The organism is Neobacillus drentensis (genome assembly GCF_036965245.1).
Taxonomy (GTDB): Bacteria; Bacillota; Bacilli; order Bacillales; family Cytobacillaceae; genus Neobacillus; species Neobacillus drentensis_G.
In genome coordinates this window covers 1-1,356 of record NZ_JBALPG010000194.1, presented here as the reverse complement: position 1 = coordinate 1,356, position 1,356 = coordinate 1, and the positions used below count along the sequence as shown (strand labels likewise).

The 1,356-nt window shown below is 26.1% G+C and carries 1 protein-coding gene; it reads right to left on the bottom strand.

What is annotated here, in order from left to right; all coding sequences use genetic code 11:
- A partial coding sequence (locus V7150_RS25040) for a hypothetical protein (RefSeq protein WP_335523681.1) occupies positions 1 to 1,006 on the bottom strand: 1,006 nt, incomplete at its 3' end.
- Positions 1,007 to 1,356 lie beyond the last annotated feature (350 nt).

Below are 1,356 nucleotides of genomic sequence, written 5' to 3'. Positions count from 1 at the left end.
CAACCAATATATTGGTTGTATCAAACAAATAAGGATTTGTAAAAGCATATACAATATAAGAAAGATAAATTAAATAGATAAATTTATTTTTCCAAAATTTAATAACAAAGATAACATTTGTTATTAGGAACAAAAGGAAATATAAGATTCCAACCTGATTGAGAATATAAAAAGTTTGTAATTCAAAATAGTAGTAATTTCTATAATCTCGGTAATCAGATATGACATTAATCAAATTCCCTAACCCCTGACCAAATAGTAAGGAGATTGGATTTTCCAATAAATCATTAATAAGATGAAACACTTGGTCAAAACGTGTTGGAATTGAGAGTTCCATTTTCATTTTGATCAAATGATATACATAGGGATATATTACGATCACACAAATACAAAGAAATAATAATATGATACCTGAAACCAAGATAGTTTTTGTTCTGTTTTTAAATATATTCCTCAAAAAAGCAGAAACCTTCTTATTAGAGAAAAATAAAATAACAAGGTACATACCAAAAAAGAATATAATAGCTAATATAAATGCGAAATTCCCCGCAACGATTGTTCCTACTAATAATAGAGAAGCTGCAGAAATCTTTAATCGTTTAGATTGAATGGCGAACAAACTTATTAAAAATGCAACAGGTAATATTGGATTACCTTTTATTTGGATTCGATAAAAATAATTATTAAAGGTATAAATATCCCCTAACCCTAAATTCATTACTGTCGATCTTATATATCCAGCAAATTCCGGATCCCCAAATAATAAGATATAGATTTCAAACCCAATTAACAAAATACTCTGCAATACAGCTAAAAGAATAAATATATTAACATAAATTTTCTTAGGTGGTAAAAAGAATGCAGATAGTAGTAAAACAAGAACAGAGTAAAATCGAATAGCTAACGATATACTATTATGTTTACTTACAATTGAATAAAGCAGCAAAATAGTCAAACAAACAATATTGAGAATAAATAAGTACTTTATCGTTTTATCACTTTCCATAAATTTCTTAATCAGAAATGGAACGGAAAAAACAAATACGAAAATAAGACTAATACTTATTAATTTCGACAATTGTAAAAATGGAATTTGCCTTGTCAAAGCAAAAACACATAAAAAAAAGGACAAAACTGATAGTAAAGATAAAACAGATAGAAAAAAGCGTTGATTCTTTATAGCAAACTCCTCCTGTAAAAAAAACTTGAAATCTTTAGCATCCCTAAATAGTTTTTTTAGGTAATAAAACATTTTTATTTTTAATTTTCTCTGTTTAAACCTAGTTTTCCATTTTAGAAAAAGGTTATTATTTTCAAAATTTTTATATAGTAAACGCGTTAGCAGTATTTTAGTCC